Here is a 26,260-nt window from a genome sequence, read left to right as displayed (position 1 = left end):
TCAATGAGTCTTCAGGCTGCTGTTTCGGGAGCGGGGCCGGGTCAGCCGACCGCGCCCTCCATCTGCAGCTCGATCAGCCGGTTGAGCTCCAGCGCGTACTCCATGGGCAGCTCCTTGGCGATCGGCTCGACGAAGCCGCGCACGATCATCGCCATCGCCTCGAACTCGGAGAGACCGCGGCTCATCAGGTAGAAGAGCTGGTCCTCGGAGACCTTGGAGACGGTTGCCTCGTGGCCCATGGACACGTCGTCCTCGCGGACGTCGACGTACGGGTAGGTGTCGGAGCGCGAGATCGTGTCGACCAGCAGCGCGTCACACAGCACGTTGGACTTCGAGCCCGCGGCGCCCTCGCCGATCTCGACCAGGCCGCGGTACGAGGTACGGCCACCGCCGCGCGCCACCGACTTGGAGACGATGTTGGACGAGGTGTTCGGCGCCATGTGGACCATCTTGGAGCCGGCGTCCTGATGCTGGCCCTCGCCCGCGAAGGCGATGGACAGGGTCTCGCCCTTGGCGTGCTCGCCCATCAGGTAGACGGCCGGGTACTTCATCGTGACCTTGGAGCCGATGTTGCCGTCGATCCACTCCATGGTCGCGCCCTCGTACGCCACGGCGCGCTTGGTGACCAGGTTGTAGACGTTGTTCGACCAGTTCTGGATGGTCGTGTAACGGCAGCGGGCGTTCTTCTTGACGATGATCTCGACGACCGCTGAGTGCAGCGAGTCCGACTTGTAGATCGGGGCCGTACAACCCTCGACGTAGTGCACGTAGGCGCCCTCGTCGACGATGATCAGGGTCCGCTCGAACTGGCCCATGTTCTCCGTGTTGATCCGGAAGTAGGCCTGGAGCGGGATCTCCACGTGCACGCCCGGCGGGACGTAGATGAACGAGCCACCGGACCACACGGCCGAGTTCAGCGAGGCGAACTTGTTGTCGCCGACCGGGATGACCGTGCCGAAGTACTCCTTGAAGAGCTCCGGGTGCTCCTTCAGCGCCGTGTCGGTGTCGAGGAAGATGACGCCCTGCTCCTCCAGGTCCTCGCGGATCTGGTGGTAGACGACCTCCGACTCGTACTGGGCGGCGACACCGGCGACGAGGCGCTGCTTCTCCGCCTCGGGGATGCCGAGCTTGTCGTACGTGTTCTTGATGTCCTCGGGCAGGTCCTCCCAGGACTCCGCCTGCTTCTCCGTGGAGCGCACGAAGTACTTGATGTTGTCGAAGTCGATGCCCGACAGGTCCGAGCCCCAGGTCGGCATGGGCTTCTTCTCGAAGAGCCGCAGGCCCTTGAGACGGAGCTTGGTCATCCACTCCGGCTCCGACTTCTTCGCGGAGATGTCCCTGACGACGTCCTCGTTCAGGCCGCGCTTGGCAGAGGCACCGGCCTCGTCGGAGTCGGCCCAGCCGAATTCGTAATTGCCCAGGCCCTCGAGCTCAGGGTGAGCAGTCTCCGTGGGGAGAGTCATGCGGGGTTCCTCCCGGCCGTGCTTGCAGATGGGTTGTTCGTGGTCTGTGGGGTGCCCGGGCTCTGCGCCGTAGGCGGTCCTGGTGGTTCGCTCCGCGGGATGAACGTCGTGCAGACGCCGTCACCGTGGGCGATGGTGGCCAGCCGCTGGACGTGCGTCCCGAGCAGCTGGGAGAAGACCTCGGTCTCCGCCTCGCACAGCTGCGGGTACTGCTCCGCGACGTGGGCCACCGGGCAGTGGTGCTGGCACAGCTGCTCGCCGTTGGCCCGACCGGGTGCGCTCCGCGCCGTAGCAGCGTACCCGTCGACGCTCAAGGCCTTGGCCAGAGCCTCGGTGCGCTCCTCCGGGGCCGCGGCGTCGATCGCCTTGCGGTAGGTCTCGGCCTGCGCCGCGAGCCTGGCCCGGGCGAAGGCCGCGACCGCCGCCTTGCCTCCCGCGTTCCGCTCGATCCAGCGCAGCGCGTCCACCGCGAGCTTGTCGTACGACTGGTCGAAGGCGTCCCGGCCGCAGTCCGTCAGTGCGAACACCTTGGCCGGCCGGCCGCGCGTACGCGTGCCGTAGACCCGCTGCTCGCGTGCCTCGACGACGTCGTCCGCAACGAGTGCGTCGAGGTGGCGGCGCACCGCCGCCTGGGTGAGGCCGAGTCGCCCGGCGAGGTCGGCGACGGTCGAGGGCCCGTGGTCCAGGATGGACCGCGCGACCCGGTTGCGGGTGGACCGCTCCCCGGTCGCGAGTTCCTCCTGAAGAGGCCCAGTCGATCGCGCGCCGTTTTTCACAACGCCATTGTTGCGTAATTCCCGAGAGCCTGACAAGCCGCGTCCGGAACGCTCGCGGTGCCGTGCATCACTTAGGCATACCTAAACTGACCTGCGGAAATGATCATTGATCGATCAAATCGCTGGTACTCGAGTGGCCTTTTCCGCACACTCCTGCGCATGACAAAAGGACTTCCGACCGGCCCACTCTGTACGCGGGCGTCCCTCGCCGCCGAGCTGCGCGAGCTCGGCGTGCTCTCCGGCGAGACCCTGCTGCTGCACTCGTCGCTCAGCTCGCTGGGCTGGGTCTGCGGCGGCCCGGTCGCGGTCGTCCAGGCGCTCCTCGACGTCCTGGGCGCGACAGGGACGCTGGTGGTCCCGACACAGACCCCGGACAACTCGGATCCGGCGGAGTGGCGATATCCGCCGGTGCCCGAGGAATGGTGGCCCGAGATCCGTGATTCCACACCCGCATATGACCCCCGCACCACCCCGTCGCGTGGGATGGGCATGATCGCGGAAACAGTGCGCACCTGGCCCGGTTCGCTGCGCAGCGCTCATCCTCAGACGTCCTTCGCGGCCGTCGAGTCACGGGCAGCCGCCGTCACCGATGGGCACGCCACCGACTGCAGGCTCGGTGAGCAGAGCCCGCTGGCGCGGCTGGAGGAGCAGGGCGCGCGGGTACTGCTGCTCGGTGTGGGCTTCGCATCCTGCACGGCCTTCCATCTGGCCGAGTACCGGATTCCGTCGCCGGTGGTCGACTCGGCCCGGGCCGTGCTGACGCCCGCGGGCCGCCGCTGGGAGACGGTCCGCGAGGTCTCGATCACCTCGGATCGGTTCGAGGAGCTCGGGGCGGACTTCGAGGAGCGGGGACCCGGGCCCGTCGTGTGCGGCAGGATCGGTGCGGCCGATGTCCGGCTGTTCTCGCTCGCCGATGCAGTCGCGCATGCCGAGGTGTGGCTGGCCGAGCATCGGCCGGGGACCAGTGGATCAAGAAAGAGTCCCCCCGCTCCTGAGCCGCCGGCCGGCAATGGCAGGTAGCCCGCCCTCATCGGGGCCCGGCCCATCCGGGGTCTCCGGCCGCCCCTAGACTTGGCCCTCATGCGAAACGAGCCCGTCGTCCAGGTTCACGGCCTGATCAAGCGGTACGGCACGAAGACCGCGGTCGACGGACTCGACCTGGCGGCCCGGCCGGGCATCACCGCCGTCCTCGGTCCCAACGGTGCTGGCAAGACCACCACCGTCGAAACATGTGAGGGGTACCGGAAGCCGGACTCCGGCACCGTGCGTGTGCTCGGCCTCGACCCCGTGCGGCAGGCCGCCGAGCTGCGGCCCCGGATAGGCGTGATGCTCCAGTCCGGCGGCGTGTACTCGGGCGCCCGTGCCGACGAGATGCTGCGCCATGTCGCGAAGCTGCACCGGCAGCCGCTCGACGTGGACGCGCTCATCGAGCGGCTCGGGCTCGGCAGCTGCGGCCGTACGACGTACCGGAGGCTGTCCGGCGGACAGCAGCAGCGGCTCGCGCTCGCCATGGCCGTCGTCGGCCGCCCCGAACTGGTCTTCCTGGATGAGCCGACCGCGGGCCTCGACCCGCAGGCCCGCCGGGCCACCTGGGACCTCGTACGCGATCTGCGCGCGGACGGCGTCTCGGTGATCCTGACCACCCACTACATGGACGAGGCCGAGCAGCTCGCCGACGACGTCGCGATCATCGACGCCGGGAAGGTCATCGCGCAGGGCTCGCCGGAGGAGCTCTGCCGCGGCGGGGCCGAGAACACCCTGCGGTTCACCGGGCGCCCCGGCCTCGACATCGCCTCGCTGCTCAAAGCCCTCCCGTCGGACTGCGCCGCGGCCGAGCTGACGCCGGGTGCGTACCGCGTGTCCGGCAAGGTCGACCCGCAGCTGCTGGCCACCGTCACGTCCTGGTGCGCCCAGCACGGCGTGATGCCGGAGAAGATCTCGGTGGAGCGGCACACCCTCGAAGACGTTTTTCTGGAGCTGACCGGTAAGGAGCTGCGCGGATGAGCGCCGGAACGGAAGTGCGGCCGACGAGCGCCGGCACGTACACCCCGAGGCCCGGCGCGGCCCCGCTGCCGCGCATGATCGCGGCCCAGGCCGCTCTCGAGACGAAGATGCTGCTGCGCAACGGTGAGCAGTTGCTGCTCACCGTCGTCATTCCGACCCTGCTGCTGGTGCTCTTCAGCACGGTCGACATCGTCGACACCGGCAGCGGACAGGCCGTGGACTTCCTGGCCCCCGGCGTCCTCGCGCTCGCGGTGATGTCGACGGCGTTCACCGGCCAGGCGATCGCGACCGGTTTCGAGCGGCGGTACGGCGTCCTGAAGCGGCTCGGCACGTCGCCGCTGCCCCGCTGGGGCCTGATGACCGCGAAGACGCTGTCCGTACTGGTCACCGAGGTGCTGCAGGTGGTCCTGCTCACCGTGATCGCCTTCGCCCTGGGCTGGTCGCCGCAGGGCAACCCCCTCGCCGTACTCCTCCTGCTGATCCTGGGCACGGCCGCCTTCTCCGGCCTCGGCCTGCTGATGGCGGGCACATTGAAGGCGGAGGCGACCCTGGCCGCCGCCAACCTGGTCTTCCTGCTGCTGCTGGTCGGCGGCGGCGTGATCGTCCCGCTCGACAAGTTCCCGGAGGCGGCGCAGTCGGTGCTCGGCCTGCTGCCGATCTCGGCCCTGTCGGACGGCCTGCGGGACGTGCTCCAGCACGGGGCCGGGATGCCCTGGGGCGACCTCGGGATTCTGGCGGTGTGGGCGGTCGTGGGGCTGGGGGCGGCGGGGAAGTTCTTCCGCTGGGATTGACCGCTCCAGGATTGACCGCTCCCCTCCCTGAAGGGGGGGAGTTGTCCGCCGCCTCATGCATGGCGCCGGCGCTTTCCGCGCATCAATTCCCTGATGCGTCACCTGTCGGTGTGCGGGTCTGTCGCGGGTAGTTCCACAGTGATGCGGAGCCCGCCGGCAGAGCGCGGGGTGAGGGTGAGGGTTCCGTCGTGTGCGTGGGCGATGGTTTTGACGATGGCCAGGCCGAGGCCGACGCCTGCGTGGTCCGTGCGGATGCGTTCGGTGCCGCGCTGGAATGGTTCGGTGAGTGTCGAGACCAGCTCTGGGGTGAGCTTCTCGCCGGTGTTTTCGACAGTGAGCACCACAGTCTTGGGGCGGACGCTGGTATTGACCCACACAGCGCCTTGTTCAGGCAGGTTGTGGACGATCGCGTTGTGTACGAGGTTCATGGTCAGCTGCAGCAGGAGCGCCTGCGACCCGCTCGTGGGGGCGATGCCGCCGCCGGTCTCGATGGTGACGCCGTGCTTTTCCGCGAGGGGGAGGAGTGTTTCGGTGGCTTCTTCCGCTATGAGGGACAGGTCGACGTGTTCTCGGGTGAAGGACCGCTGCTCGGCGCGGCTGAGCAGGAGCAGTGCCTCCGTGAGGTCGATCGCCCGGGTGTTGACGGTGTGGAGGCGGTCGATGATTTCGCCGGCGTCGTGGTTCGGATCGGTGCGGGCCACGTCGAGAAGTGTCTTCGAGATCGCCAGCGGGGTGCGCAGCTCGTGAGAGGCGTTGGCTGCGAATCTCTGCTGTTCGGCGACGTGCGTTTCGAGCCGTGCGAGCATCGCGTCGAAGGCGTCGGCGAGTTCGCGGAACTCGTCTTTGCGGCCCGGTAGCCGGATGCGGTGGGAGAGCGATCCGTTCGTGGCCATGCGTGTGGCGTCCGTGATGCGGGTCAGGGGGGCGAGCATGCGGCCGGCGAGGATCCACCCTCCCAGGAGACCGAACACCAGCAGGAAGGGCAGCACCTGGCCCGCGGCCTGCACGAAGGTGTGCACGACAAAGTCGCGGTTGGGAGACAGCCCGTCGGGGGTTCTGGTCACACGCTCGGGCACGTAACGCAGCAGGGTCCCCCACATCGCCACGAGCAGCAGGACGCCGGCCAGCATGAGGAACCCGGCGTAGCTGAGGGTGAGTTTGAAGCGAACGCTCACACCCGGCTGCCTATCCACGGTGTCGTCCCTCATGTACGGCATCCGGGTGCGTGTCGATGCGGTAGCCAGCGCCTGGCACGGTGGCGATGATCCAGGGTTCGCCGAGCCGTTTGCGCAGTGCCGAGACGGTGATGCGCACGGCGTTGGTGAACGGGTCGGCGTTCTCGTCCCACGCGCGTTCCAGGAGTTCTTCGGCGCTGACGACACCGCCTTCGGCAGCAACGAGGACTTCGAGCACGGCGAACTGCTTCCTGGTCAGCGCGACGTAGCGGCCGTCCCGGTAGACCTCTCGGCGGAACGGGTCCAGCCGCAGGCCTGCGATCTCCCGCACGGGCGGCCTGCTGTGGGCACGTCTGCGGTCGAGTGCCCTGAGCCTGAGCGCGAGTTCCTGGAGTTCGAAAGGTTTGGTGAGGTAGTCGTCGGCGCCGAGTCCGAACCCGGAGGCCTTGTCGTCGAGACGGTCGGCTGCGGTGAGCATGAGGATCGGCATGCCGCTGCCGGAGGCGACGATGCGTTTGGCGATCTCGTCACCGGACGGTCCGGGGATGTCGCGGTCGAGGACGGCGATGTCGTAGGTGTTGCTGCTCAGCAGTTCCAGCGCGGTGTCGCCGTCACCTGCGATGTCGGCCGCGATCGCTTCCAGGCGCAGGCCATCGCGGATGGCTTCCGCCATAAAGGGTTCATCCTCGACGATCAACACACGCATGCAGGTGATGCTACGAGCCGGCGCATATCGTCGGCGTATCGAAAAACACATACGCGCTGGCAACACCACGCTGCCTTGACTGGCGGCATGCATCACCCCGCACCATCAGCAGCCTCCTCGCCAGCCCCGCCGTCCTCGGCGGTCTCCGCGTACGGGCCCGAAGACGAGGCCGCCCACGACGGCTGCCCGACCATGTACGCCGACCCCACCCAGGCCCCGAGGACCCAGCAGTGACCGGCAGTGAGCGAGGACAGACGACGACGCAGGTGGACGCGGCGGAGACCGGACAGGACGGCGCCGGCCACCGGGACACCGGTTCCATCACCGGACGCGCGGGCCTCCGCCGGGATACCGGCGCCGGGACCTGGCGCGCGCGCATCCGCCGGGCGATACGCGCCGCCTCCCGGCCGGGCCCCTGGAAGCGCGGCTGGGTGCTCGCGGCGCTGGCACTGCTGCTCGGCCTGATCCTGCTGCTGCACGCGCAGATCACGGACCGCGGGGGCCTCGGCAGCCTGGTGGAGACCTTCCTGCCGTGGTTCGGCCTGTTCATCCCCGTAATGCTGATCGGGGCGCTGTGGCGTCGTTCCGCCTCCGCGGTGGTCGCTCTGCTGCTCCCGGTCGTGGTGTGGCTGAACCTCTTCGGCGGGCTACTCAGCGACAAGTCCCACCCGGGCGGCGACTTCGACCTCACCGTGGCCAGCCACAACGTCGGCGCGGGGAACCCCGACCCGGCCGGCACCGCCCGCGACCTGGCCGCCTCCGGCGCGGACGTGCTGGCCCTGGTCGAGCTGACCCCGCAGGCCCGGGGCACGTACGAGAAGGGGCTGGCGAAGGCGTACCCGTACCACACGGTGCAGGGCACGGTCGGGCTGTGGAGCAAGCTGCCGCTGTCGGACACCCGGCCGGTCGACATCAAGCAGGACGCCGGGCCGCTGGCGGACACCAAGCCGGCCGACGTCAAGATGACCTACAACCGGGCGCTGCGCACCACGGTGGCCACGGACCAGGGCCCGCTGGCGGTGTATGTGGCCCACCTGGGATCCGTACGGCTGATGCCCAGAGGGGGCTTCTGGACGGTCAGCCGGGACCGCGGCGCGCAGGCGCTGGGCGAGGCCATCGCCGCCGACCCGAACGAGCGGGTGGTGCTGCTCGGCGACCTGAACGGCACCACGGACGACCGCGCGTTGGACGGCATCACCTCGCAGCTGCGCTCGGCCCAGGGCGAGGCCGGGAACGGCTTCGGCTTCACCTGGCCGGCGAAGTTCCCGGTGGCGCGGATCGACCAGATCCTGGTCCGCGGCGTGAAGCCGGAGAGCTCCTGGGTGCTGCCCGCCACCGGCAGCGACCACCTGCCGGTGGCGGCCGGCATCAGCTGGTGAACACCGCGTAAAGGCTCCGATTCCGTCCCGGGATCCGCAGTTCGTTGAACCCGTCAGCCCCGGCGCCCCGGAACCGCCAGCAACGCCACGGCACACACCAGCGCGGCCGCCGCGAACACGTAGAACACGGTGGTCGGCCCCATCGCGGCGTCCAGGATCCACCCGCCGAGCAGCGGTGCCACGATCGCGCCACCCCGCCCGAACCCGGACACGCATCCCAGCGCGGTGGCCCGGGCCGAGGCCGGATAGCTGGACGCGACCCAATCGTTGAGCATCGTCAGCGCCGACTGCGCGCCGACGCCCGCAAGCGCGGTGACCCCGAGGATCACGGCCGTGCTGCCGCCCTGCGACAGGGCGAGGACAGCGAGCGCTGCGAGGACGGCGCTGCCCGCGGTGACCAGTCGCGGTCCGAACCGGTCGGCGAGGACGGCGAGCGCGAACGATCCGACGACGGCACCGAGGTTGAGGACCAGCGTGAAGCGCAGAGCCGAGCCGAGCGGGTAGTCCATCTCGCGCATCAGCTGGGTGAGCCAGGTGTTCAGGCCGTACCAGGCGAGCAGCACCGCGAAGTTGGCGAGTGTGAACAGGATGGTGTGCCGGGCGTACGTGCGGGAGAGCACTGTCCGGACACCGGCCTTCTCACTGTCGCGGGCAGCCCCGTTGACCGCCTCGTCGGCGGCTTCGCGCTCGGGCTCGCGGGCAGCCGCGGCGGCGGGCAGGGGCCGGGAGTCGGGCAGCAGGAAGTACGCGACGGCGAACACGATCACCGACAGGACACCGCCGACGCCGAAGAGACCGCGCCAGCCCAGAGATTCGCCCCAGATCGTGGCGGTCAGCGCGGCCAGGACCCCGCCGACGGGGATGCCGGCCAGCACCACGGTCGCCACCAGCGCGGAACGGCCGCGTGGCGCGTACTCCTTGCTCAGCGCCACGCACGACGGCATCACACCGCCCATGCCGATCCCCGCGAGCAGCCGGAACAGGCCGAACTGCCAGGGCTCCGCGGCGAGTGCGCAGGCCACCGTGAATACGGTGAAGACGGTGCCCGCGGCCAGCAGGAGCCGGCGCCTGCCGAGCCGGTCGGCGAGCGGTCCGCACACCAGGGCGCCGATCAGCATGCCCGCGTAGGCGAGGCTGCCGAGCGTCCCGGCGAGGGATGTGTCGAGCCCCAGTGCGTCGTCGCCGAGCATCGCGGGCAGCGCCACGCCGTAGACGATGAGGTCGAACCCCTCCACGGTGATCGCCGCCGTGCACAGGGCGACGACCGCCCAGGTCAGTGCCGGTGAGCGCGCAGCGGTGGGGGCGTTGGTGGCGGGTGCCTGAGCGTCGATGGTCATGCGGCCACGTCCTGTCGCGGGAAAGCAGGGATCACGGCAGGCCGCGGGTGCGCATGCGCCGGTGTCCCTCCGGCGGCGCGCGGGCGACCTGTCGGTGACCGGGATGGAATCAGCGCTGTTACGCAGAGAGCAACCAGTTGCGTCAATAGGTTCCGCAGAGCGGAACTACACCCCGCACGCCACGCCGCCCGTTACCAGACGCCCCCGTCACCAGACGTCACAGGGCAGCCTCCATCCGCCGTACCGCCTCCAGCAGCACCGCCGCCGCCTCGTCCAGGTGCGCACGGGTGAAGCGCAGCGACGGCGCCGACACGGTGAGCGCGGCGACGGCGCGCCCGCCGGGCTCGCGGACGGCGGCACCGACGGCGGAGACCCCGCGCTCGGTGTCGCCGATGTTGATGGCGTAGCCGCGGCGGCGCACCGCGGAGAGGCGGCGGTGCAGCGTCTCGGGGTCCGTCTCCTCGCCGTGGTCGCCCCTCGCCCCGTAGATCTCGGCGAGTTCGGCCACGCTCAGATCGGCCAGCAGCACCTTGCCGCCCGAGGCGAGATGCGCGGGCAGGACGGCGCCCGCGCGGCTGCCGACGCGCAGAGCGTGCGTGCCTTCGATGCTGTGCAGGAAACGCGCCTCGGCCCCGGAGCGCACCACGAGGTGCACGGTTTCGCCCAGTTTGCTGTTGAGCCACAGCATGTGTGGCCGCGCGGTTTCGACGAGTTCGTAGTCCGAGCGCTGCGACATGCCGAGGCGGTAGAGCGCGGGCCCCGGCCGGTACGCCTTGTCGGCGCCCTGCACCGCGAAGCCGCGGCCGCGCAGCGTGGCGAGCAGCCGGTGGGCGGTGGAGCGAGCGACGCCGAGGTGGTCGGCGGCGTCGCTGAGCCGGAGGCGGCCGTCCTTGCGAAGCAGGAGCAGCAGCGTCAGGGCGTTCTCGACGGATTCCAGGCCGGGGGTGTGGCCTGCACCGGAAGGGGTGGGCGCGGCGGTGTCGGCTCCGGTTGCCGCCTCTGCGACTGTGTCCGCTTTTGTGCCGTTCGTCGTGTCGGCTGATGTCCGAGAGTTCCTCACAGAGGAATTCTAGACCGCCGCGTGTTCCGCAGAAGAAAACTCGCCCTATGGTCATCGCCATGCGAGACAGCGCCGTCCGCCATCGGCGGCGCCCGTAGGGGAAAGGAACGTGCTCCTCATGTCCGGACAGGAAGCGGCCGCCGAGCCGCAGGACCCCAGACTCACCGAGCTCTACAAGGAGTTCGACGCGCTCGGGCTGATCCCGCTGTGGACCGAGCGCGAGGACCTGATGCCGCTGCACCCCAAGCCGGCCGCGGTCCCCCACCGCTGGCGCTGGGCCGAGCTGTACGCCACCGCCGTCAAGGCGGGCGAGCTGGTGCCGGTCGGCCGGGGCGGCGAGCGCCGTGCGATCTCCCTCTCCAACCCGGGGCTGCACGGCCTTCCGCACGCGACCCCCACCCTGTGGGCGGCGATCCAGTACCTCGGCCCGAACGAGGTCGCACCGGTCCACCGCCACGCGCAGAACGCGTTCCGCTTCGTCCTGGAGGGCGAGGGCGTGTGGACGATCGTCGACGGCGACCCGGTCGCGATGCGCCGCGGCGACCTGCTCCTGACGCCGGGCTGGGCCTGGCACGGCCACCACAACACCACCGACCAGCCCATGGCGTGGCTCGACGGCCTGGACATCCCGCTGTCCTCCGCGCTGAACACCGAGTTCTTCGAGTTCGGCCCGAACACGCTGGAGGACCGCTCGACGCCCGAGCGCTCCAAGGCCGAGCGGATCTGGGGCCACCCGGGTCTGCGCCCCCTCTCCGGACTCGCCGACATCCCCAAGTCGCCGCTCGCCGCCTACCGCTGGGAGCACACCGACGCCGCGCTGACCGGCCAGCTGGAGCTGGAGGCCGAGGGCCACCAGGGCGTCACCGCGCACCCGGGCCACGCGGCGATCCGCTTCTCCAACCCGACCACCGGCGCCGACGCGCTGCCCACCATCCGTACGGAGATGCACCGGCTGCGCGCCGGGGCGACCGTCCCCGCGTCCCGCGAGGTCTCCTCCTCGGTGTGGCAGGTCTTCGAGGGCGAGGGCGCGTTCGTCGTGAACGGCGAGCGGTTCGACGTCACGCACGGCGACCTGGTCACCGTCCCGTCCTGGGCCGAGGTGTCCATCGAGGCCGGTGCGGGCGAGCAGCTCGACCTCTTCCGCTTCAGCGACGCCCCCGTCATGGAGCGCCTCCACTTCCACACCCTGCCCGCCTCGGTCGCCGAAAGGACCACCCACTGATGAAGCTCGCCACCATCCGCACCGCCGGAACCACCGCCGCCGTACGCATCGACGGGGACGCCGCCGTCGAGACCGGCCACGCCGACCTGGGCGCCCTGCTCGCCGACCCGAACTGGAAGCAGACCGCCGCCGCGGCCTCCGGCGCCACGCACGCCGTCGACTCGCTCGACTACGCGCCGGTCGTCCCCAACCCGGGCAAGATCATCTGCGTCGGCCTCAACTACCGGAATCACATCCTCGAGATGGGCCGCGAGCTGCCGCAGTACCCGACGCTGTTCGCCAAGTACCCCGAGGCGCTCATCGGCCCGTACGACGAGGTCGTGCTGCCTGCCGCGTCCGACGCGATCGACTGGGAGGCCGAGCTCGCCGTCGTCATCGGCGCCACGGTCCGCCACGCCGACAAGGAGACCGCGGCCGCCGCGATCGCGGGCTACTCGGTCCTCAACGACGTGACCGCCCGCGACTGGCAGTACCGCTCCCCGATGTGGCTGCAGGGCAAGACCTTCGAGGCCACCACGCCCTTCGGCCCGGTCCTGGTCACGCCCGACGAGGCCGAGCCCGCCTCGGGCCTCACGCTCACCGGCGCGGTCGACGGCGAGACCGTGCAGCAGGCCGACACCTCCGACCTGGTCTTCGACGCGGCGACCCTCGTCTCGTATATCTCGACGATCCTCACCCTCAAGCCGGGCGACGTGATCGCCACCGGTACGCCGGGCGGTGTGGGCCACGCCCGCAAGCCGCAGCGGTACCTCGCCGACGGCCAGACCCTGACCACCTCGGTGTCCGGCATCGGCGAGCTGCGCAATGTGTGCCGCGCGGAGAAGATCAATGGCTGAGCGCGGTTTCGCGCGCACGCTCGGCTGGGTGCAGGAGGGCTCGGCGCTCTTCCACAAGCGCCTGGACGAGCTGGGCGACGCGGCGGCCGCAGGGCCGTCGCTGCTGCCCGGCTGGTCCCGGGCCCACGTCCTGACGCATCTCGCGCGCAACGCGGACGCCCTGGTCAACCTGCTCACCTGGGCCCGTACCGGCGTCGAGACGCCGATGTACCCGAACCCCGAGTCGCGTCTGGACGACATCGAGCAGGGCGCCCGCCGCCCGGCCTCGGTGGTCCTCATAGACTTCCGGGACGCCGACGCCCGGCTGCTCGCCACCATCGACGCGCTGCCCGCCGAGTCCTGGGAGTCCATCGTCCGCAGCGCGCTGGGCCGCACCATCCCCGCGAGCGAGGTGCCGTGGATGCGCACGCGCGAGATCTGGGTGCACCTGGTGGACCTGGGCGCGGGCGACGACACCGACGCGTTCCCGGCCGACCTGGTCGACGCGCTGCTCGCCGAGGTGTCGGCGACGGTCGGCGCCAAGGACGACTGCCCGGCGGTGCTGCTGCGGCCGACCGACCGGGACGGCGCCGAGTACCGGCTCGGCCCGGACGGCACGGAGCCGGAGGTCGTGACCGCGCCCGCGGCCGGGCTGTGCGCCTGGCTGCTGGGCCGCGACACGGCGGGCGCCCGCGCGGCACGCGGCTCCGCTCAGGCGGTACTGCCCCGCTGGCTCTGAACGAGCGCGCGAACGAGCCGAAGAGCGAGGGCCCGCACCCCCCAAGAGCCGGCGAGCGTCACGCTCGCGGACGGGCCCTCGCATGATCTTGCAGAAGGAGCAAGCAATGAGCAGCCAAGACAGGCTCATCGTCATCGGCGGCGGCATCGGCGGCGTGGCGACGGCCCTCGCCGCGCGTCGCGCGGGCCACGAGGTGACCGTGCTCGAGCAGGCACCCGCCTTCACGGAGGTCGGAGCGGGCCTGCAGATGGCGCCGAACGCGACCCGCGTCCTGCGGGACCTCGGCGTACTCGACCAGGTCATCGAGGCGGGCGTGCTGCCCGAGCACCTGGTCTTCCACAACGCGGTCGACGGCAAGGAGCTGACGCGGGTCCGCCTGGACGCCGCGTACGAGGAGCACTTCGGCGGACCGTACGTCGTCGTCCACCGCAGCGACCTGCTCGACATCCTGGTCCGGGCCGCCGGCGAGGCCGGCGTGGAGCTGCTGACCGGACAGCGCGTCGAGGACATCGACCAGCATCCGGCTTCGGTCACGGTCCGCACGGCCGACGGTACGGAGTACGCAGGCGCCGCGGTCGTCGCCGCCGACGGTCTGCACTCGCGCACCCGCGCCCTCTTCAGCGACGACGAGCCGATCCAGTCCGGCTACGTCGCGTACCGCGGCACGATCCCGATCGAGGACGTCCAGGGCGGCGAGAACCTGCGCGACGTACTGGTGTGGATGGGCCCGAAGCTGCACCTCGTGCAGTACCCGCTGCGCTCCGGCGCCCTCTACAACCAGGTCGCCGTCTTCCGCAGCCCCGGCTTCGACCGCGGCGAGGAGAAGTGGGGCGGCCCGGAGGAGATGGAGCAGGTCTTCACGGCCGCGTGCGAGCCGGTGCGCCGCGCGCTGCCGGGCCTGGGCCGGCAGCGCTGGTGGCCGATGGCCGACCGCGAGCCGATCTCCTGCTGGACGAAGGACCGGATCGCCCTGCTCGGCGACTCCGCCCACCCCATGCTCCAGTACCTGGCGCAGGGCGCCTGCCAGGCCCTGGAGGACGCGGCCACGCTGGCCTCCGCCGCCACCCGGCACACCGCCTCCGACGGCACGGTCGCCTGGCCGTCCGCCCTGGAGGAGTACGCCGCCGAGCGCGCGCCGCGCACCGCCCGCGTGCAGTCCACCGCCCGTGTCTGGGGTGAGATGTGGCACGTCGAGGGCGTCGCCGCGCTGCTGCGTGACGAGGTGTTCCGCAATCGCGCCGAGGACGATCTCAGCTACGCAGAGTGGCTGTGGGGCCGTCGAGCAGCGTGAATTCCGCGCGGGGCGGGGTCCGGTGTGCGCCGGGCCCCGCTTCGTGCTGCCCGCAGGCGGTCTGTCCCGACATGCCCACCCGCGTTGGACCCGCGTGAATTCATGCACAAGCTCCGCTCTAGCATGGTGCGCGTGCCAAAAGTGACCCGAGCCGACGCCGCCCAGGCCCTGCGCAACCCGCTGGCCTTCATCGCCGACCGCTGGACTCCGGGGCCCCGGACCGTTCAGCGCGCGGCCCTGTCCACCGTCATCATGATGGTCGTCATCGTGGTCACCGGCGGTGCCGTCCGGCTGACCGGTTCGGGCCTCGGCTGCCCGACCTGGCCCAAGTGCACCGACGACTCGCTCACCGCGACCAGCGAAATGGGCATGCACGGCGCCATCGAGTTCGGCAACCGCATGCTGACGTACGTCCTGTGTGCCGCGGTGGGCTGGGCGATCATCGCCGCACGCTCGCAGAAGCCGTGGCGGCGGAGTCTCACGCGGCTCGGCTGGGCGCAGTTCTGGCTGGTCATGGGCAATGCGATCCTCGGCGGCATCGTCGTCCTGGTGGGCCTCAACCCGTACACGGTCGCGGCGCACTTCCTGCTCTCCTCCGCGCTGATCGCGGTCGCCACGGTGATGTGGCAGCGCACCCGCGAGGGAGACGCCGCGCCCCGTCCTCTGGTGGGCAAGCCGGTCCGGCAGATGGTGTGGATCCTGGTCGCCGCCTCCGTACTGCTGATCATGGTCGGCACGGTGGTCACCGGCGCGGGCCCGCACGCGGGCGACTCGAGCGACGTGCCGCGCATGCCGGTCGACTGGGAGGCCGTCACCAAGCTGCATGCCGTGCTGGCCTGGATCGTGGTGACCCTCACCTTCGCCCTGTGGTTCGTCCTCAAGGCGGTCGACGCCCCCCGGGGACCGTTGGCCCGCACCCGCGACCTGTTCCTGATCCTGCTGGCCCAGGGCCTGATCGGCTACGTCCAGTACTTCACGGACCTCCCCGAGGTCCTCGTGGCGCTGCACATGCTGGGCTCGGCGGTCACGTGGATCGCGGTCCTGCGTGTCCTGCTGTCGCTGCGGGAGCGGCCTGTCGAGGAGCCGGCGGCGGTGGCCCCGGCGCCGCGGCAGGCGGTGGGGTCGCCCGCCTCCTGACAAGGCCGCCGGACTGACCCCGACCGCCCTGCGCTGTTGTGGCCACGTCCTCGATCACCGGGCCGACGGAACTCACCCCACCCCGTACACCCTCCGCGCATTGCCCGCCGCGATGAGCCCCGCCACGCGCTGCGCATCCGCCAGGGACCACGCTCCGTCCGCGACCCACCCGCCGAGCACCCTGCTCAGCGCCTCCCGGAAGAGGCGTGCTCCCACCACATGGAGTTCGGGCAGGGCATGTGCGCCGCTGGAGAACAGGAGCTTGCCGAAGGGCGCGAGTTCCAGGATCTCGGCGAGGACGGTCGCGGCCCGCGCCCCGGTGCGGACGAGCGCCGCGCCCAGGTCGGCGTAGACGTGCGGGAAGACCGCGGCGAGGTGGGCCGTGTGCCGGTGGTACGGGTAGCCGTGCAGCAGCACCAGGTCGTTGCCGAGCCCGGCCGTGGCCCGTACGAAGTCGGTCAGCAGGGCCGGGTCGCTGCGGTCGACGCGCAGGCCCGGCTCGGCGAGCCCGGCGTGCAGCTGCAGCGGACGGCCCGAGGCGACGGCTATCCACAGCAGGTGCCGCAGCAGTACTTGGTCGGTGAGGGTGCCGCCCGCCCGGCGGCCGGCGAGCCAGCGGCCGGCGGCGCCCCGCACCTCTCCCGGGCCGGGCGGTTCGGGCGCGAGCGCCAGGCCGTCGCGTACGCCCGCGACCGAGGTGAAGGCGACGGCGTGCGCGGCGGCCGCGTGCACCGACTCGGCGAGATTGGCGAGGAAAGAGGCCACGCTGCCGGAGGTGTCCGCGACCTGCTCGGCGAGCAGCTCCAGACGAATGATCTCGTGCGCCTCGGCGTTCCCGGCCGCGGCCATCTCGGGCGGGCCGCTCAGATCGCCCGGCAGCCCCGTGTCGACGAGGTACGTCGTGATGCCGCTGCCCCGCAGCAGCCTGCGCCCCGCCTCGAGCACGCCCAGCTCGCGCCGCCGCGCGAGATAGCGGGCCGGATCGCAGTGCGGTTCCAGGCCGAGCAGCGGCGGACACCAGCGGCGTACGGCGAACCCCGTCTGGGTGTCGAAGAAGGTGGTCCCGGCGGCGGGCGGCCCCTCGCCCCGGCCCAGCTGGGCCTCGAAGGTGCCGAGGCCCAGCTCCGTACGCAGCACGCCATGGCAGTACTGGTCCACCAGCGACGGCGTTTCGATCATCCGGATCCCCCCAGAAATAGACCGCGCCTACACGGTCCTAACGGGTGAACCGGCCGTCAGGTGTTGCCCTCGGCTCGACGACTTGGGCCTGCGGGCGGTCAAGGATCACGGCGGGGCCGCCGCCGTGACACCGGGACGCCCCCGGGACCTGCGCGTCAGCCCTTGCTCGCGCCGCCGATCTGGATGCCCGCCATGCGCTTCCACTCGTACGGCCCGGTCTTCACCTTCGCCGCGAACTCGCCGTCGAAGGCCTCGTGGCGGCTGATTCCGGACTTCTCGACGGCCCGCTCCGCGATCTCGTACGTGGGGGCCATGAGGTCGCCCCAGCCGCCGTCCTCGCCGACGAGGACGATACGGGCGCCCCTCTGCCCGACGTAGGCGATCTGCCCCTCGGCGCCGCCGTGCGCCTTGGCGAAGGCGCCGATCTCCTTGGCGAGCTTCGCCGTCCTGCGCTCGGCCCGGGCGGCCTTCTTGCGGTCGCCGCCGGCGGTCTCGCTGCTCTCGTCAACCTGCTGGGTCTCTGCCATGGCCCGATGCTACCCACGGGTAGATCAACTGGCGACGGGCGGGGCGCGTGGCCTTGACCACGCACCCCGCCCGCCAGACGAACAGCTTCGAGGACCCTGCTACCTCAGGAAGGGATCCACCGCGACCGCCACGAACAGCAGCGACACATAGGTGATGGACCAGTGGAACAGGCGCATCTCCTTGAGCTTGGCGCCCGTGACCTCGGCCTGGGCGCGCGCCTGCAGCGCGTGGGCCTCCCACAGCCACCAGCCGCCCGTCACCAGGGCCACCACCGTGTAGAACCAGCCGGTGTAGCCGAGCGGCTGCAGCAGCAGCGATGCGCCGACCATCACCCAGCTGTAGAGGACGATCTGCCGGGCGACCACCTTGTTCGAGGCGATGACCGGAAGCATCGGCACGCCCACGCGCGCGTAGTCCTCCTTCACCTTCATCGACAGCGGCCAGTAGTGCGGCGGCGTCCAGAAGAAGATGACGAGGAAGAGGATGACGGCGGCGTACGACAGGGAGTTCGTGACCGACGACCAGCCGATGAGGACCGGCATGCAGCCGGCGATGCCGCCCCACACGATGTTCTGCGCCGTACGCCGCTTCAGGATCATCGTGTAGACGACGACGTAGAACAGCAGGGCGCCCAGCGACAGCCACGCGGACAGCCAGTTGACGAGCAGGCCGAACCAGAGCGTGGACACGACGGCGAGGGTGATGCCGAAGACGAGGCCCTCGCGCGGGGAGACCATGCCGGTGACCAGCGGCCGCTGCGCGGTGCGGTCCATGAGCGCGTCGATGTCGCGGTCGATGTACATGTTCAGCGCGTTGGCGCCGCCCGCGGACAGATAGCCGCCGATGCAGGTCGCGAGCACCAGCCACAGGTCCGGCACACCCTGCTCGGCGAGGAACATCACCGGGACCGTGGTGATGAGCAGAAGCTCGATGATCCGTGGCTTGGTCAGCGCCACGAACCCCTTGACACGGGCCCCGAACGGCCGGTGAGTCGGGCTCGTCCCGGTTACTCCCGCAGGACGGGATTCAACGGCCGTCACGCACACCCCTGACAGAGACATCCCAGCGAGCCCCGGCATGAAGGCCGGGTAAAGGCTCGCGCGTACCACGCCACTTTAGACGTTGCCCGTCTCAGGCCTTCGCGGGGGGTCGGCCGTGTTGGTCACGGGTGCTGCAACGTGCACGGATGTTCTCGAATGAGCATTCAAATGAGCGGCTCCGTATTCACCTGCTGAATTGGGAAAACGGCCCTGGCGATGCGTATACCGTCGAGGCCCGGCAGTCTGGAAAGGCCCGATAAAAAGGGCCTACTCACAGCGGTAGTCTCGACACCGTCCGGCGTGCCCAGAGAACGCCGGCATTCGACATGTGGAGAGGAGCCCTGACCCAGGGTGAGTACCGAGCCGACCACTACAGACCTCGAGTGGACCGAGTTGGATCAGCGGGCCGTCGACACCGCCCGCATCCTGGCCGCCGACGCCGTACAGAAGGTCGGCAACGGCCATCCCGGTACGGCGATGAGCCTGGCCCCCGCCGCGTACACCCTCTTTCAGAAGGTGATGCGGCACGACCCGGCGGACACCGACTGGACGGGCCGTGACCGGTTCGTGCTGTCCGCGGGTCACTCGTCCCTGACCCTCTACACCCAGCTGTACCTCGGAGGCTTCGGCCTGGAGCTGGACGATCTGAAGGCGTTCCGCACCTGGGGCTCCAAGACCCCCGGCCACCCCGAGTACGGCCACACCAAGGGCGTCGAGACGACGACAGGACCGCTCGGCCAGGGTGTCGCCAACGCGGTGGGCATGGCGATGGCCGCCCGCTACGAACGCGGCCTGTTCGACCCCGACGCGGCCCCCGGCACCTCGCCGTTCGACCACTTCATCTACTGCATCGCCGGTGACGGCTGCCTTCAGGAGGGCATCGCCGCGGAGGCGTCCTCGATGGCCGGGCACCAGAAGCTCGGCAACCTGATCCTGCTGTGGGACGACAACCACATCTCGATCGAGGGCGACACCGAGACCGCCGTCTCCGAGGACACCGTCAAGCGCTACGAGGCGTACGGCTGGCACGTGCAGCGCATCGCCCCGAAGCCGGACGGCGACCTCGACCCGCACGCCATCTACAACGCCATCGAGGCCGCGAAGAAGGTGACGGACAGGCCGTCCTTCATCGCGATGCGCTCGATCATCGCCTGGCCCGCCCCGAACGCTCAGAACACCGAGGCCGCGCACGGCTCGGCGCTGGGCGACGACGAGGTCGCCGCCACCAAGCGCGTCCTCGGCTTCGACCCGGAGAAGTCCTTCGAGGTCACCGACGAGGTCCTGGCCCACACCCGCCAGGCGCTCGACCGCGGCCGCGAGGCCCGGGCGAAGTGGGAGAAGTCGTTCCAGGAGTGGCGCAGCGCCAACCCGGCGCGGGCCGCGGAGTTCGACCGCATCGCCGCGGGCGAGCTGCCCGACGGCTGGGAGGAGAAGCTCCCGGTCTTCGAGGAGGGCAAGGCCGTCGCCACCCGTGCCGCGTCCGGCAAGGTGCTGCAGGCACTCGGCGGGGTGATCCCGGAGCTGTGGGGCGGCTCGGCCGACCTCGCCGGCTCCAACAACACCACCATCGACAAGAACTCCTCGTTCCTTCCCGCGGACAACCCGCTGCCGGAGGCCGATCCGTACGGCCGCACCATCCACTTCGGCATCCGCGAGCACTCCATGGCCGCGGAGATGAACGGCATCGCGCTGCACGGCAACACCCGTATCTACGGCGGCACCTTCCTGGTGTTCTCCGATTACATGCGCAATGCCGTCCGCCTGTCCGCGCTGATGCACCTGCCGGTGACGTACGTGTGGACGCACGACTCCATCGGCCTCGGTGAGGACGGCCCGACGCACCAGCCGGTCGAGCACCTGGCCTCGCTGCGCGCCATCCCGGGCCTGAACGTCGTCCGTCCCGCCGACGCCAACGAGACCGCCATCGCGTGGCGCGAGATCCTGCGCCGCTGGACGAAGGAGTTCGGCAAGGGCGCCCCGCACGGACTGGCGCTGACCCGTCAGGGCGTGCCGGCATACGAGCCCAACGAGGATGCGGCGCGCGGCGGTTACGTGCTGTTCGACGCGGAAGGGCCCGACGGGCAGAGCGCTGCGGCGCAGGTCGTGCTGATCGCCACCGGCTCCGAGGTGCACGTGGCCGTCGAGGCCCGCGAGCAGCTGCAGGCCGCCGGCGTCCCGACCCGTGTGGTGTCGATGCCGTGCGTGGAGTGGTTCGAGCAGCAGGACCAGGGGTACCGGGACAGCGTCCTGCCGCCTTCGCTGAAGGCCCGCGTCGCCGTGGAGGCCGGCATCGGCCTGACCTGGCACAAGTACGTCGGGGACGCCGGACGCATCGTTTCGCTGGAGCACTTCGGCGCGTCGGCCGACGGCAAGGTCCTCTTCCGCGAGTTCGGCTTCACTCCCGAGAACGTGGCGGCCGCCGCGCGGGAATCCATCGACGCCGCCCAGCGCTGACGCTTACATACGACCAAGTAGGAGATGCATTTTCCATGACAGACGCACTCAAGCGCCTCTCCGACGAAGGCGTCGCGATCTGGCTGGACGACCTGTCCCGCAAGCGGATCACGTCCGGGAACCTTTCGGAGCTCATCGACCAGCAGCACGTCGTGGGCGTGACGACCAACCCGTCGATCTTCCAGAAGGCGATCTCGTCGGGTGACGGCTACGAGCAGCAGCTCGCGGACCTCGCCGCCCGCAAGGTCACCGTCGAAGAGGCCATCCGCATGATCACGACCGCGGATGTGCGGGACGCCGCCGACGTCCTGCGTCCGGTCTTCGAGGAGACCGGCGGCCAGGATGGCCGGGTCTCGATCGAGGTGGACCCGCGCCTGGCGCACAACACCGCGGCGACCATCGCCGAGGCCAAGCAGCTCGCGTGGCTGGTGGACCGCCCGAACACCCTGATCAAGATCCCGGCCACCAGGGCGGGCCTCCCGGCCATCACCGAGGTGATCGGCCTGGGCATCAGCGTCAACGTCACGCTGATCTTCTCGCTGGAGCGCTACCGCGAGGTCATGGACGCCTACCTGGCGGGCCTGGAGAAGGCCAAGGCCGCGGGCCTCGACCTCTCCAAGATCCGCTCGGTCGCGTCGTTCTTCGTGTCCCGCGTGGACACCGAGATCGACAAGCGCCTGGACGCCCTGGGCTCCCCGGAGGCCAAGGAGGCCCGCGGCAAGGCGGCGCTCGCCAACGCCCGCCTGGCCTTCCAGGCGTACGAGGAGGTCTTCTCCTCGGACCGCTGGGCGGCGCTGGACAAGGCCGGCGCCAACAAGCAGCGCCCGCTGTGGGCCTCCACCGGCGTGAAGGACCCGGCGTACAAGGACACCCTGTACGTCGACGACCTGGTCGCCCCGGGCACGGTCAACACCATGCCGGAGGCCACGCTCGAGGCGGTCGCCGACCATGGGCAGATCACCGGCAACACCATCGCCGGCACCTACGAGCAGGCCCGCGCCGACCTCGACGCCGTCGAGCGGCTCGGCATCTCCTACGACGACGTGGTGCAGGTCCTCGAGGACGAGGGCGTCGAGAAGTTCGAGTCGTCCTGGAACGACCTGCTCAAGTCGACCGAGGCGGAGCTTCAGCGCCTCGCCCCCTCGGAGGGCTGACGCCTTGACCGCACACGGAGCGAATCCGCTTCGTGACCCCGCAGACCGACGGCTCCCGCGTATCGCGGGGCCGTCGGGCCTGGTCATCTTCGGTGTCACGGGCGATTTGTCACGCAAAAAACTGATGCCTGCCGTCTACGACCTCGCGAACCGAGGTCTGCTGCCGCCGGGGTTCTCGCTCGTCGGGTTCGCCCGCCGCGAGTGGCAGGACGAGGACTTCGCCCAGGTCGTCCACGACGCGGTCAAGCAGCACTCCCGCACCCCGTTCCGCGAGGAGGTGTGGCAGCAGCTCATACAAGGGATGCGCTTCGTCCAGGGCGACTTCGACGACGACGCCGCCTTCGAGCAGCTGCGCGCCACGATCCAGGAGCTGGACAAGGCGCAGGGCACCGGCGGGAACTTCGCCTTCTACCTCTCCGTACCCCCCAAGTTCTTCCCCAACGTCGTCCAGCAGCTGAAGAAGCACGGACTGGCCGACCAGCAGAACGGCTCCTGGCGCCGCGCGGTCATCGAGAAGCCCTTCGGGCACGATCTGGCCTCCGCCAAGGAGCTCAACTCGATCGTCCACGAGGTCTTCGCCCCGGAGCAGGTCTTCCGGATCGACCACTACCTGGGCAAGGAGACCGTCCAGAACATCCTGGCGCTGCGGTTCGCCAACACCCTGTTCGAGCCGATCTGGAACCGGTCGTACGTCGACCATGTGCAGATCACGATGGCCGAGGACATCGGCATCGGCGGCCGCGCCGGCTACTACGACGGCATCGGCGCCGCCCGTGACGTCATCCAGAACCACCTGCTCCAGCTCCTCGCGCTGACCGCGATGGAGGAGCCCGCCTCCTTCGACGCGGACGCGCTCGCGGCCGAGAAGACGAAGGTGCTGGGGGCCGTGCGGCTGCCGAAGGACCTGGGCAAGGACACGGTGCGCGCCCAGTACTCGGCCGGCTGGCAGGGCGGCGAGAAGGTCATCGGCTATCTGCAGGAAGACGGCATCGACCCGCAGTCGAAGACCGACACGTACGCGGCGATCAAGCTCGGGATCGACAACCGCCGCTGGGCGGGCGTCCCCTTCTATCTCCGGACGGGCAAGCGCCTGGGCCGCCGCGTCACCGAGATCGCGGTCGTCTTCCAGCGCGCGCCGCACTCCCCGTTCGACCACACGGCGACGGAGGAGCTCGGGCAGAACGCGGTCGTCATCCGGGTCCAGCCCGACGAGGGCGTCACGGTCCGCTTCGGCTCCAAGGTGCCCGGCACCTCCATGGAGATCCGGGATGTGTCGATGGACTTCGCGTACGGCGAGTCCTTCACGGAGTCCAGCCCGGAGGCGTACGAGCGGCTGATCCTCGACGTCCTGCTCGGCGACGCCAACCTCTTCCCGCGCACGGAGGAGGTCGAGCTGTCTTGGAAGATTCTCGATCCGATCGAGGAGTACTGGGACGACAACGGCAAGCCCGCGCAGTACCCGGCGGGCACGTGGGGGCCCGTCGAGGCGGACGAAATGCTCGAACGAGACGGACGGAGCTGGCGTCGGCCATGAACATCGACCTCACGAACACCACCGCCAGCAAGATCAACAAGGCGCTCATCGAGGGCCGCCGCGCGATCGGCACCCCTGCCGTCGGCATGGTCCTCACGCTCGTCATCGTCACCGACGAGGAGAACGCCTACGACGCGCTCAAGGCGGCCAGCGACGCCTCCCGCGAGCACCCCTCGCGCACCCTGGTCGTGATCAAGCGTGTCTCGCGCTCGCCCCGCGACCGCACGAGTTCGCGGCTGGACGCCGAGGTGCGCGTCGGCGCGGACGCGGGCACCGGCGAGACGGTGGTGCTGCGGCTGTACGGCGAGATCGTGAACCACGCCCAGTCCGTGGTGCTGCCGCTGCTGCTGCCGGACGCCCCGGTGGTCGTCTGGTGGCCGGTCAACGCGCCGCTCGACCCCGCGAACGACCCGCTCGGTGCGCTCGCCCAGCGCCGCGTCACCGACACCTACGCCGCGGAGCAGCCCGTGAGGGAGCTGAGCGCGCGTGCCGCGGCCTACACACCGGGCGACACGGACCTCTCGTGGACCCGCATCACGCCCTGGCGCTCGATGCTGGCCGCGGCCCTGGACCAGGTGACCTGCGAGGTCACGTCGGTCGAGGTCGAGGGCGAGGAGTTCAATCCGAGCTGCGAGCTGCTCGCCATGTGGCTCGCGGACCGGCTGGACGTCCCGGTCCGGCGGTCGGTGTCGTCGGGCCCGGGCCTGACGGCCGTGCGGATGGGCACGAGCTGCGGCCCGATCGTCCTTGACCGCGCGGACGGCGCGCTCGCGACGCTGTCCATCGAGGGTCAGCCCGACCGTGCGGTGGCGCTCCAGCGGCGCGACACGGCGGAGCTCATCGCGGAGGAGCTGCGCCGGCTGGACCCGGACGACACGTACGCGTCGGCCCTGAAGTACGGCGTCGACCGGCTGGCCGGTCCCGCGTCGGCGCCCGCGGAGGGCGAGGACGGCCCGTCGGCCGCGAACGGGGCCCCTGAGCCGGCCGCCGCCGGGAACGGGTCCGCCGAGTCGGACGCCACCGCGGAGGCACCCGCCGAGCCCGAGGCGCCCGCCAAGGGCCCGGCCAAGAAGACAGCGGGCAAGGCCCCGGCGAAGAAGGCGGCCGCGAAGTGACCATGGCACCGCAGCTCGTCGTGCACCGCGACAAGGAGCTGATGGCACAGGCCGCGGCGGCCCGGCTGATCACGAAGATCGTGGACGCCCAGGCCGCCCGCGGCTCCGCCTCGGTGGTCCTCACCGGCGGGCGCAACGGCAACGGCCTGCTGGCCGCTCTGGCCGCCGCGCCCGCCCGGGACGCCGTCGACTGGGGCCGCCTCGACCTGTGGTGGGGCGACGAGCGGTTCCTGACCGAGGGCGACCCGGACCGCAACGTCACCCAGGCCCGCGAGGCTCTCCTCGACGCGGTCCCGCTGAACCCCAAGCGCGTCCACGCTATGCCGGCCTCGGACGGGCCGTACGGCAACGACGCGGATGCGGCAGCGGCGGCCTACGCGGCCGAACTCGCCGCCGCGGCCGGCCCGGAGGACCACGGTCCGGTCCCGTCCTTCGATGTCCTGATGCTCGGCGTCGGCCCGGACACGCACGTCGCGTCGCTCTTCCCCGAGCTGCCGGCGGTCCGCGAGACGGAGCGCACGGTGGTCGGCGTGCACGGCGCCCCGAAGCCGCCGCCCACCCGGATCACCCTCACGCTGCCGGCGATCCGGGCCGCCCGTGAGGTGTGGCTGCTCGCGGCCGGCGAGGACAAGGCGCAGGCCACCGCGATCGCCCTCTCCGGTGCCGGCGAGATCCAGGCCCCGGCAGCGGGCGCCCGCGGCCGCTCCCGCACCCTGTGGCTGCTGGATTCTGCGGCGGCCTCGCGCCTGCCGCGGGACCTGTATCCGCCGGCTTCGCCCTGAGCCCTGTGCTCTGAGTTCGACCGCTACACGTCAGCCCCAGGTCGTCGACCTGGGGCTGACGTTTTAGGCGGCCACGCGCCGATAACTGCTGCCGTCGCGTTCCCGCACCAGCAGTCCGTTCTCGATGGAGTAGCGGCGCAGCGCCGAGGTGTCGTCGTGCACGGTGCGGAAGGCGTCGTTGACTTCGCGCTCGCTGTAGCTGCGCCCGCCCTCGAACAGCGTGCTGGTCAGATGGGCGAGCAACTCACGGCGTACGGCCGGACGCACCGGAATCGTGGTCAGCCGTCCACCGGCGAAGAATCCCACCAGGCGGCGCGGGACATCGGGCCGCGGTTCCTCGGGCCGTGCACGCCGGAACACCGCGGGATCCGCCCGCAGGGAGCCGTCCGGCAACCGCTCGACGAGCCCCGTGGCGACCAGGCGCCCGAGGTGCTTGCGCGCTTCGGGCGACTCCGACTCGCTCGGCGTCAGGTCCTCCAGCACGACGCGGGCGTAGAGCCTGAGGCGTTCCGGGTCGGCGAGTGCGGCTAGAAGCTGGTCCATTGGGGGGTCCTTCCGGCAGGTGACGAGCCGGAGCAG

At 70.7% G+C, this 26,260-nt stretch carries 25 protein-coding genes; 15 read left to right on the top strand and 10 right to left on the bottom strand.

Features of this window, described 5'->3' with window-relative positions:
- Window positions 1-41: 41 nt before the first annotated feature.
- Together sufB and STSP_RS02970 are read right to left on the bottom strand one after the other, a co-directional pair.
- Window positions 42-1,463 carry a Fe-S cluster assembly protein SufB gene (gene sufB, locus STSP_RS02975; protein ID WP_067271546.1) on the bottom strand — a complete coding sequence of 474 codons (1,422 nt, stop codon included), beginning with the start codon at window positions 1,461-1,463 and terminating at the stop codon, window positions 42-44.
- A complete protein-coding gene (locus STSP_RS02970; protein ID WP_067271544.1) occupies window positions 1,460-2,239 on the bottom strand; it encodes a helix-turn-helix transcriptional regulator in 780 nt (259 codons plus the stop codon). Before STSP_RS02970 ends, sufB begins: the two co-directional genes overlap by 4 nt.
- A 159-nt stretch (window positions 2,240-2,398) precedes the next feature.
- Here STSP_RS02970 and STSP_RS02965 point away from each other — a divergent pair, with 159 nt between their 5' ends.
- Genes STSP_RS02965 through STSP_RS02955 form a run of 3 tightly spaced genes read left to right on the top strand, consistent with a single transcriptional unit; the run spans window position 2,399 to window position 5,034 of the window.
- The gene (locus STSP_RS02965; protein WP_067271542.1) at window positions 2,399-3,259 is read left to right on the top strand and encodes an aminoglycoside N(3)-acetyltransferase; all 861 of its coding nucleotides are present in this window, start codon (window positions 2,399-2,401) and stop codon (window positions 3,257-3,259) included.
- A gap of 60 nt (window positions 3,260-3,319) precedes the next feature.
- Window positions 3,320-4,243 carry an ABC transporter ATP-binding protein gene (locus STSP_RS02960; RefSeq protein ID WP_067271539.1) on the top strand — a complete coding sequence of 308 codons (924 nt, stop codon included), beginning with the start codon at window positions 3,320-3,322 and terminating at the stop codon, window positions 4,241-4,243.
- Entirely contained in the window at window positions 4,240-5,034 is a 795-nt protein-coding gene (locus STSP_RS02955) for an ABC transporter permease (RefSeq protein ID WP_067271537.1), read from the top strand. The genes STSP_RS02960 and STSP_RS02955 overlap by 4 nt, the downstream gene beginning before the upstream one ends.
- 98 nt (window positions 5,035-5,132) lie before the next feature.
- On the opposite strand, the gene STSP_RS02950 is transcribed toward STSP_RS02955, so the two are convergent.
- Together STSP_RS02950 and STSP_RS02945 are read right to left on the bottom strand one after the other, a co-directional pair.
- Window positions 5,133-6,227, bottom strand: a complete 1,095-nt coding sequence (locus STSP_RS02950; RefSeq protein ID WP_198547244.1) for a sensor histidine kinase — start codon at window positions 6,225-6,227, stop codon at window positions 5,133-5,135.
- Window positions 6,220-6,915: a response regulator transcription factor gene (locus STSP_RS02945; RefSeq protein ID WP_067271533.1), complete on the bottom strand. Its 696-nt coding sequence runs from the start codon at window positions 6,913-6,915 to the stop codon at window positions 6,220-6,222. Before STSP_RS02945 ends, STSP_RS02950 begins: the two co-directional genes overlap by 8 nt.
- Before the next feature lie 87 nt (window positions 6,916-7,002).
- Here STSP_RS02945 and STSP_RS39005 point away from each other — a divergent pair, with 87 nt between their 5' ends.
- Both STSP_RS39005 and STSP_RS02935 read left to right on the top strand, forming a co-directional pair.
- Window positions 7,003-7,149, top strand: coding sequence for a hypothetical protein (locus STSP_RS39005; RefSeq protein ID WP_157902766.1), 147 nt, complete (start codon window positions 7,003-7,005; stop codon window positions 7,147-7,149).
- A 155-nt stretch (window positions 7,150-7,304) separates the two neighbouring features.
- A complete protein-coding gene (locus tag STSP_RS02935) occupies window positions 7,305-8,294 on the top strand; it encodes an endonuclease/exonuclease/phosphatase family protein (protein ID WP_067271637.1) in 990 nt (329 codons plus the stop codon).
- Window positions 8,295-8,347: 53 nt separating this feature from the next.
- Here STSP_RS02935 and STSP_RS02930 read toward each other — a convergent pair whose 3' ends face one another.
- Entirely contained in the window at window positions 8,348-9,631 is a 1,284-nt protein-coding gene (locus STSP_RS02930; RefSeq protein WP_067271530.1) for an MFS transporter, read from the bottom strand.
- A 217-nt stretch (window positions 9,632-9,848) separates the two neighbouring features.
- Complete coding sequence (locus STSP_RS02925; protein ID WP_232789503.1) at window positions 9,849-10,691, bottom strand: IclR family transcriptional regulator; 843 nt, start codon at window positions 10,689-10,691, stop codon at window positions 9,849-9,851.
- Window positions 10,692-10,809: 118 nt separating this feature from the next.
- Between STSP_RS02925 and STSP_RS02920 the strand changes: the two genes are divergently transcribed.
- The 5 genes from STSP_RS02920 to STSP_RS02900 all read left to right on the top strand — a co-directional run bounded on the left by STSP_RS02920 (window position 10,810) and on the right by STSP_RS02900 (window position 15,895).
- A complete protein-coding gene (locus STSP_RS02920; protein WP_067271528.1) occupies window positions 10,810-11,913 on the top strand; it encodes a cupin domain-containing protein in 1,104 nt (367 codons plus the stop codon).
- The gene (locus tag STSP_RS02915) at window positions 11,913-12,749 is read left to right on the top strand and encodes a fumarylacetoacetate hydrolase family protein (RefSeq protein WP_067271526.1); all 837 of its coding nucleotides are present in this window, start codon (window positions 11,913-11,915) and stop codon (window positions 12,747-12,749) included. The genes STSP_RS02920 and STSP_RS02915 overlap by 1 nt, the downstream gene beginning before the upstream one ends.
- The gene (locus STSP_RS02910) at window positions 12,742-13,467 is read left to right on the top strand and encodes a maleylpyruvate isomerase family mycothiol-dependent enzyme (protein ID WP_067271524.1); all 726 of its coding nucleotides are present in this window, start codon (window positions 12,742-12,744) and stop codon (window positions 13,465-13,467) included. Before STSP_RS02915 ends, STSP_RS02910 begins: the two co-directional genes overlap by 8 nt.
- 106 nt (window positions 13,468-13,573) lie before the next feature.
- Window positions 13,574-14,758, top strand: coding sequence for an FAD-dependent oxidoreductase (locus tag STSP_RS02905; protein ID WP_067271521.1), 1,185 nt, complete (start codon window positions 13,574-13,576; stop codon window positions 14,756-14,758).
- Between the two features lie 123 nt (window positions 14,759-14,881).
- Window positions 14,882-15,895, top strand: a complete 1,014-nt coding sequence (locus tag STSP_RS02900; protein ID WP_078066845.1) for a COX15/CtaA family protein — start codon at window positions 14,882-14,884, stop codon at window positions 15,893-15,895.
- A 72-nt stretch (window positions 15,896-15,967) separates the two neighbouring features.
- On the opposite strand, the gene STSP_RS02895 is transcribed toward STSP_RS02900, so the two are convergent.
- The 3 genes from STSP_RS02895 to STSP_RS02885 all read right to left on the bottom strand — a co-directional run bounded on the left by STSP_RS02895 (window position 15,968) and on the right by STSP_RS02885 (window position 18,663).
- Complete coding sequence (locus STSP_RS02895; protein WP_067271516.1) at window positions 15,968-17,074, bottom strand: amidohydrolase family protein; 1,107 nt, start codon at window positions 17,072-17,074, stop codon at window positions 15,968-15,970.
- A 155-nt stretch (window positions 17,075-17,229) separates the two neighbouring features.
- Entirely contained in the window at window positions 17,230-17,601 is a 372-nt protein-coding gene (locus STSP_RS02890) for a hypothetical protein (protein WP_067271513.1), read from the bottom strand.
- Window positions 17,602-17,700: 99 nt separating this feature from the next.
- On the bottom strand, window positions 17,701-18,663 hold the full coding sequence (locus tag STSP_RS02885) for a heme o synthase (RefSeq protein ID WP_107441174.1): 963 nt from the start codon (window positions 18,661-18,663) through the stop codon (window positions 17,701-17,703).
- A 330-nt stretch (window positions 18,664-18,993) separates the two neighbouring features.
- Here STSP_RS02885 and tkt point away from each other — a divergent pair, with 330 nt between their 5' ends.
- The 5 genes from tkt to pgl are packed head-to-tail and all read left to right on the top strand — an operon-like array spanning window position 18,994 to window position 25,681.
- On the top strand, window positions 18,994-21,096 hold the full coding sequence (gene tkt / locus STSP_RS02880; protein WP_067271510.1) for a transketolase: 2,103 nt from the start codon (window positions 18,994-18,996) through the stop codon (window positions 21,094-21,096).
- A 35-nt stretch (window positions 21,097-21,131) separates the two neighbouring features.
- A complete protein-coding gene (gene tal / locus STSP_RS02875) occupies window positions 21,132-22,250 on the top strand; it encodes a transaldolase (protein ID WP_067271502.1) in 1,119 nt (372 codons plus the stop codon).
- Between the two features lie 4 nt (window positions 22,251-22,254).
- The gene (zwf, locus tag STSP_RS02870) at window positions 22,255-23,784 is read left to right on the top strand and encodes a glucose-6-phosphate dehydrogenase (protein WP_067271500.1); all 1,530 of its coding nucleotides are present in this window, start codon (window positions 22,255-22,257) and stop codon (window positions 23,782-23,784) included.
- Window positions 23,781-24,899 carry a glucose-6-phosphate dehydrogenase assembly protein OpcA gene (gene opcA, locus STSP_RS02865; RefSeq protein ID WP_067271497.1) on the top strand — a complete coding sequence of 373 codons (1,119 nt, stop codon included), beginning with the start codon at window positions 23,781-23,783 and terminating at the stop codon, window positions 24,897-24,899. The genes zwf and opcA overlap by 4 nt, the downstream gene beginning before the upstream one ends.
- A gap of 2 nt (window positions 24,900-24,901) precedes the next feature.
- Entirely contained in the window at window positions 24,902-25,681 is a 780-nt protein-coding gene (gene pgl, locus STSP_RS02860; RefSeq protein WP_067271495.1) for a 6-phosphogluconolactonase, read from the top strand.
- A 63-nt stretch (window positions 25,682-25,744) separates the two neighbouring features.
- Here pgl and STSP_RS39940 read toward each other — a convergent pair whose 3' ends face one another.
- Complete coding sequence (locus STSP_RS39940; RefSeq protein WP_067271629.1) at window positions 25,745-25,990, bottom strand: DUF2087 domain-containing protein; 246 nt, start codon at window positions 25,988-25,990, stop codon at window positions 25,745-25,747.
- Window positions 25,991-26,260: the final 270 nt, after the last annotated feature.

This window comes from Streptomyces jeddahensis, assembly GCF_001642995.1.
In the GTDB taxonomy this organism is placed as follows: domain Bacteria; phylum Actinomycetota; class Actinomycetes; order Streptomycetales; family Streptomycetaceae; genus Streptomyces; species Streptomyces jeddahensis.
This window is presented reverse-complemented; position numbering and strand designations above follow the sequence as displayed.

What these genes read in the sequence shown, in the direction of transcription:
- sufB (WP_067271546.1), bottom strand. Translation starts at nt 1,463, where the DNA reads ATGACTCTCCCCACGGAGACTGCTCACCCTGAGCTCGAGGGCCTGGGC.
- STSP_RS02965 (WP_067271542.1), top strand. Translation starts at nt 2,399, where the DNA reads ATGACAAAAGGACTTCCGACCGGCCCACTCTGTACGCGGGCGTCCCTC.
- STSP_RS02960 (WP_067271539.1), top strand. Translation starts at nt 3,320, where the DNA reads ATGCGAAACGAGCCCGTCGTCCAGGTTCACGGCCTGATCAAGCGGTAC.
- STSP_RS02955 (WP_067271537.1), top strand. Translation starts at nt 4,240, where the DNA reads ATGAGCGCCGGAACGGAAGTGCGGCCGACGAGCGCCGGCACGTACACC.
- STSP_RS02945 (WP_067271533.1), bottom strand. Translation starts at nt 6,915, where the DNA reads ATGCGTGTGTTGATCGTCGAGGATGAACCCTTTATGGCGGAAGCCATC.
- STSP_RS39005 (WP_157902766.1), top strand. Translation starts at nt 7,003, where the DNA reads ATGCATCACCCCGCACCATCAGCAGCCTCCTCGCCAGCCCCGCCGTCC.
- STSP_RS02930 (WP_067271530.1), bottom strand. Translation starts at nt 9,631, where the DNA reads ATGACCATCGACGCTCAGGCACCCGCCACCAACGCCCCCACCGCTGCG.
- STSP_RS02920 (WP_067271528.1), top strand. Translation starts at nt 10,810, where the DNA reads ATGTCCGGACAGGAAGCGGCCGCCGAGCCGCAGGACCCCAGACTCACC.
- STSP_RS02915 (WP_067271526.1), top strand. Translation starts at nt 11,913, where the DNA reads ATGAAGCTCGCCACCATCCGCACCGCCGGAACCACCGCCGCCGTACGC.
- STSP_RS02910 (WP_067271524.1), top strand. Translation starts at nt 12,742, where the DNA reads ATGGCTGAGCGCGGTTTCGCGCGCACGCTCGGCTGGGTGCAGGAGGGC.
- STSP_RS02905 (WP_067271521.1), top strand. Translation starts at nt 13,574, where the DNA reads ATGAGCAGCCAAGACAGGCTCATCGTCATCGGCGGCGGCATCGGCGGC.
- STSP_RS02900 (WP_078066845.1), top strand. Translation starts at nt 14,882, where the DNA reads ATGGTGCGCGTGCCAAAAGTGACCCGAGCCGACGCCGCCCAGGCCCTG.
- STSP_RS02895 (WP_067271516.1), bottom strand. Translation starts at nt 17,074, where the DNA reads ATGATCGAAACGCCGTCGCTGGTGGACCAGTACTGCCATGGCGTGCTG.
- STSP_RS02890 (WP_067271513.1), bottom strand. Translation starts at nt 17,601, where the DNA reads ATGGCAGAGACCCAGCAGGTTGACGAGAGCAGCGAGACCGCCGGCGGC.
- STSP_RS02885 (WP_107441174.1), bottom strand. Translation starts at nt 18,663, where the DNA reads ATGTCTCTGTCAGGGGTGTGCGTGACGGCCGTTGAATCCCGTCCTGCG.
- tal (WP_067271502.1), top strand. Translation starts at nt 21,132, where the DNA reads ATGACAGACGCACTCAAGCGCCTCTCCGACGAAGGCGTCGCGATCTGG.
- opcA (WP_067271497.1), top strand. Translation starts at nt 23,781, where the DNA reads ATGAACATCGACCTCACGAACACCACCGCCAGCAAGATCAACAAGGCG.
- pgl (WP_067271495.1), top strand. Translation starts at nt 24,902, where the DNA reads ATGGCACCGCAGCTCGTCGTGCACCGCGACAAGGAGCTGATGGCACAG.